This is a genomic window from Sulfitobacter sp. HI0129 (assembly GCF_001635395.1).
Taxonomy (GTDB): Bacteria; Pseudomonadota; Alphaproteobacteria; order Rhodobacterales; family Rhodobacteraceae; genus Sulfitobacter.
The window spans coordinates 1-4,738 of sequence record NZ_LWGH01000349.1 but is presented as its reverse complement, the minus strand read 5'-3'; the positions used below and the strand labels follow the sequence as shown (position 1 = coordinate 4,738).

General features: G+C 65.3%; 4 protein-coding genes. 3 read left to right on the top strand and 1 reads right to left on the bottom strand.

All coding sequences use genetic code 11. The features are described from left to right. Positions 1-30: 30 nt before the first annotated feature. A complete protein-coding gene (locus A3764_RS08855; protein ID WP_067925057.1) occupies positions 31-501 on the bottom strand; it encodes an Lrp/AsnC family transcriptional regulator in 471 nt (156 codons plus the stop codon). 108 nt (positions 502-609) lie between these two features. On the opposite strand from A3764_RS08855, the gene A3764_RS08850 reads away from it, so the two are divergent. From A3764_RS08850 to A3764_RS08840, 3 genes are all read left to right on the top strand, one after another. Further along, complete coding sequence (locus A3764_RS08850; protein ID WP_067925051.1) at positions 610-2,931, top strand: 1-deoxy-D-xylulose-5-phosphate synthase N-terminal domain-containing protein; 2,322 nt, start codon at positions 610-612, stop codon at positions 2,929-2,931. Next, positions 2,928-4,178 carry a CaiB/BaiF CoA transferase family protein gene (locus A3764_RS08845; RefSeq protein WP_067925048.1) on the top strand — a complete coding sequence of 417 codons (1,251 nt, stop codon included), beginning with the start codon at positions 2,928-2,930 and terminating at the stop codon, positions 4,176-4,178. Before A3764_RS08850 ends, A3764_RS08845 begins: the two co-directional genes overlap by 4 nt. Beyond that, the coding region (locus tag A3764_RS08840) for a TRAP transporter large permease subunit (RefSeq protein ID WP_150122115.1) at positions 4,175-4,738 on the top strand (564 nt) is incomplete at its 3' end. The genes A3764_RS08845 and A3764_RS08840, both read left to right, overlap by 4 nt.

The following is a 4,738-nucleotide window of genomic DNA, read 5'->3' as shown; positions in this document are numbered from 1 at the left end:
CGCCTACCCCAAACCCCGGCGTCCTGCGGCTCAGGGGACGCGGGATCCGGCGGATTTGACGCGGCGCAGGGGGATGGAGCTTTCGATCTCCGCCACGCCCTTAACCTTGGTAAGCCGTCCCACCAGAAACTGCTCGAAATCCGCCATGCCCCCGGTCACGACCCGCAAAAGGTAGTCCCTGCTGCCGGTCATCAGCCAGCAATCGACGACCTCCGGGAAAGAGGCGATGGCGATCTCGAAAGAGGACAGCGCGTTGTCGATCTGCCGGTCGAGCTTCACCGAAACGAAGACCGAGACATCGAACCCCAGCGCCGCTTCGTTGATGAGCGCGGCATAGCCCGTCACGAACCCCTGCTCTTCGAGCCGCTTCAACCGGCGCGCGACGGGCGTGGCGCTCAGCCCCACCGCTTCGCCAAGCGCCTGAACAGAGATTCGGCCCTCACCCGCGATTTGCCGCAGGATTCGTTTATCTATTTCGTCAATCTTGGGGGTTTTCGCCATGCGCTACTCAATACGCGAAGGATAACTGCGCAGCAAGGCTTTGCGGCATGTATCTTTGGCGGGTTCCGCTTTTGGATTCTGTATACCGTATCCGCAAAGAGGGGCCCCATGACCGCGAAACATCTCAAAACCATCGAACAGCGCCTCCTGTGGCTGTCGCACTGGATGATCCATAACGCCAACCACCTGCGTCCGAAGGTCGATGGCATCAAGATCGGGGGGCATCAGGCCTCCTCGGCCTCAATGGTGTCGATCATGACGGCGCTCTACTATTCGGCGCTGCGCCCGCAGGACCGGGTCGCGGTAAAGCCCCATGCCTCGCCGGTCTTTCATGCCATGCAGTACCTGATGGGCAACATCAGCCGCGAAAAGCTGGAAGGCTTCCGCGCCTTTGGCGGCGCCCAGTCCTACCCGTCCCGCACCAAGGACGTGGACGATGTGGATTTCTCCACCGGGTCCGTGGGGCTTGGCGTCGCGGTGACCTCCTTCGCCTCGATGATTCAGGATTACGTCCGCGCGAAAAGCTGGGGCGGCGACTGGCCCGAAGGCCGCATGATCGCGCTCGTGGGCGATGCCGAACTCGACGAAGGCAATGTCTACGAATGCCTGCAGGAAGGCTGGAAGAACGACCTGCGCAATGTCTGGTGGATCGTGGACTACAACCGCCAGTCCCTCGACGGGATCGTGCACGAAGGGCTTTTCACCCGGATCGAAAAGAGCTTCGGCGCCTTCGGCTGGGATGTGGTGAAGGTCAAATACGGCAAGCTGCAGCGCGCGGCCTTCGAAGAGGAAGGGGGCGCGGCCCTGCGCGACTGGATCGACCGTTGCCCCAACAGCGACTATTCCGCGCTCACCTTCATGGGCGGTGCCGTCTGGCGCAAGCGCCTGATGGAGGACCTCGGTGATCAGGGGCCGGTCTCCGCGCTCATCGACCGGCGCAGCGACGACGAACTGGCCGACCTTATGGAAAACCTCGGCGGCAATTGCGTGGAGAGCATGGCGGAAAGTTTCGCCGCCATCGACCATGACCGCCCGGTTTGCTTTCTGGCCTATACGGTCAAGGGCTGGGGCACGCCCATCGCCGGGCACAAGGACAACCACGGCGGGCTGATGACGCCGAAGCAGATGGCCGAATGGCAGGGCCACATGGGCGTGCCAGAGGGCCGGGAATGGGACCGCTTCGCTACCGTGGACGACGTGGAGGACTTCAGGGCCTATCTCGACGCGGTGCCCTTCTTTGCCGAAGGCACGCGGCGGCTCACCGATGACAGGCTGCCCGTCCCTGCCCTTGCCACTCCGAAGGACCGCGAAATCGCCACCCAGATGGCCTTTGGCAAGATCCTTGATGCGCTGGCGAAATCCGATACCGCGCTGGCCGACCGCATCGTCACCACGTCGCCCGATGTGACCGGCACGACGAGCCTTGGTCCTTGGGTGAACCGCCGCAAGCTCTTTTCGCGCGAGGCAAAGGCGGACCTCTACAGAACGCTTTCCATCCCCTCCACCGCGAAGTGGGAATTTTCCCCGGCGGGGCAGCATATCGAACTGGGCATCGCAGAGATGAATCTCTGCCTGCTGCTGGCGGCGGCGGGGCTGTCGACATCGCTGTTCGGCAAGCGGCTGATCCCGGTGGGCACGGTCTATGACCCCTTCGTGGCCCGCGCGCTCGATGCGCTGAACTACGCCTGTTATCAGGATGCGCGCTTCATGCTGGTGGGCACGCCTTCGGGCGTCACCCTCTCGCCCGAGGGCGGCGCGCATCAGTCCATCGGCACGCCGATGATCGGGATGAGCCAGCCGGGCCTCACCTCTTTCGAACCGGCCTATGCGGACGAACTGGCCGTGATCATGGGATGGGCCTTCGATCACATGCAGCAGGACGCCGGCGGCTCCGTCTACCTGCGGCTGACCACCAACCCCATCGAACAGATCACCGAGCGATCGACGGAGGGCTTCGCCGATGACGTGATCGCGGGCGGCTACTGGCTGCGCAAGCCCGGGCCCAACGCGGATGTCGTCATCGCCTATCAGGGGGCCGTGGCACCCGAAGCCATCGCGGCGGCAGGCATGGTTGGCACAGGGCGGCGCGATATCGGGGTGCTCTCCGTCACCTCCGCCGACCGGTTGCACGCGGACTGGACAGCCGCCCAGACCCGGCGCGCGCAGGGCGATCCCACACCCCCCGCGCAGGTGGAGGCACTGCTCGCGGACCTGCCGCCCCACTGCACCCTCGTCACGGTGATCGACGGGCACCCGGCCACGCTTTCGTGGCTGGGCGGGGTGATGGGCCACCGGGTTCTGCCCTTGGGTGTGACGGCCTTCGGCCAGACCGGCACCATTCAGGACCTCTACCGCCATTTCGGCCTCGATGCGCGGTCCATCGCGGAACGTGTCGAGGCGCTGACCCCCGGAAGGAAGCTTTGCGCATGACATCGACACAATCCCAACCCGCGCAGGGCCCGCTCAGCGATATGCGGGTGATCGAACTGGGCCAGCTCATCGCGGGGCCGTTCTGCGGCCAGCTGATGGCGGATTTCGGCGCCGAGGTCATCAAGGTGGAACCGCCCGAGACGGGCGATGCCATGCGCCAATGGGGCCGCAACGACCGCGATGGCAACCCCGTGTGGTGGAACGTCATCGCACGCGGCAAACGCTCCATCACGCTCGACCTGCGCAAGCCCGAAGGGCAGGAGGTGCTGCGCGATCTCGTGCGGGAGGCTGATGTCCTCATTGAAAATTTCCGCCCCGGCACGATGGAACGCTGGGGTCTGGGCTACGACAAGCTGAGCGCGATCAATCCGCGCCTCATCATGGCGCGTGTTTCCGGCTTCGGGCAGGATGGCCCCTATGCCGAACGCGCGGGGTTCGCCTCTGTCTGCGAGGCCATCGGCGGGCTACGGGCGATCAGCGGCTATCCCGACCGCGCGCCGGTGCGTGTGGGCCTGTCGCTGGGCGATACGATGGCCGGTATCAATGCCGCCATGGGCATCCTTCTGGCGCTGCAGCATCGCCACAGGACAGGGCGCGGACAGGTGGTGGACAGTTCCATCTTCGAAAGCGTCCTGCACCTGACCGAAGCCATGGTGGCCGAATATGACGCGGGCGGCCATATCCGCGAGCGGCACGGTTCTTCGCTGCCCGGTATCGCGCCTTCGAACGCCTACCCCACCGCCGATGCGCGCGACGTGATCATCGGCGCCAATCAGGACAGCGTGTTTCGCCGCCTCTGCGAGGCCATGGGCGCGCCTGAACTGGCCGATCACCCCGATTATGCCAATCACCGCGCCCGCGGCGAGAACAGCGAAGCGCTTGACGCGCGCATCGGTGACTGGACCCGCCAGCACGACGCCGAAACCGTGATCGCGAAGATGGCGGACGCAGGCGTGCCCGTGGGCCTTGCCTATACCGCCCGCGAGATGGTGGAAGACCCCCATTTCGCAGCCCGCAACTCCATCGTCCGGGTAGAGGACGGCAAAGGCGGCAGCCTTGCGATGCAGAATGTCTTTCCCCGCCTTTCCGAAAGCCCCGGGCAGGTCCGCGGCCTTGGCCCTGCTCTGGGGGCCGATACCCTCGCCGTGCTGAACGAGGCGCTTGGCTACGACAAGGACCGGATCGCGACGCTCGCCCGGAAGGGCATCGTCGGGCCGGAGGCACAGCCCGAAAGGCAGAATACATGATTGAACCGCTACTCGTTGTCATCCTGCTGATCGGTATGATCGGCTTCGGCGCGCCCATCTTTCTGGCACTGGGGGCCAGCGGGCTGCTGGGCCTTTACATGGCGCGCGGCTCTCTCGCGTTTTTCTTCGCGCCGACCTCCTTTTTCGGGCAGCTCAACTCCTTCGAGCTCATCGCCCTGCCCCTCTTTATCCTGATGGGGAATTTTCTGGGCGCAACGCCGGTGGGAAAGAACCTCTTTCACGCCGCCTCGCTCTGGCTGTCGTGGCTGCGGGGCGGGCTTGCGATCTCCACCGTCGGGGCCTCCGCCATTTTCGGGGCGGTTTCCGGCGTGTCCGTGGCGGGGGTGGCGGCGGTCGGCTCCATTGCCGTGCCCCAGATGCTGGACCGCGGCTATGACCGGGGCCTTGCCGCCGGTTCGGTCGCCTCTTCGGGCGCGCTGGCGATGCTCATTCCGCCTTCGGTGCCCTTCATCATCTACGGTGCGGTTTCCGGCGTCTCGGTCGGTGCTCTCTTTATCGGGGGCATCCTGCCCGGCATCGCGCTGGCGCTCGCCCTGTCG

Excerpts from the sequence above, each read along its gene's own strand:
- A3764_RS08855 (WP_067925057.1), bottom strand. The coding sequence starts at position 501 with ATGGCGAAAACCCCCAAGATTGACGAAATAGATAAACGAATCCTGCGG.
- A3764_RS08850 (WP_067925051.1), top strand. The coding sequence starts at position 610 with ATGACCGCGAAACATCTCAAAACCATCGAACAGCGCCTCCTGTGGCTG.
- A3764_RS08845 (WP_067925048.1), top strand. The coding sequence starts at position 2,928 with ATGACATCGACACAATCCCAACCCGCGCAGGGCCCGCTCAGCGATATG.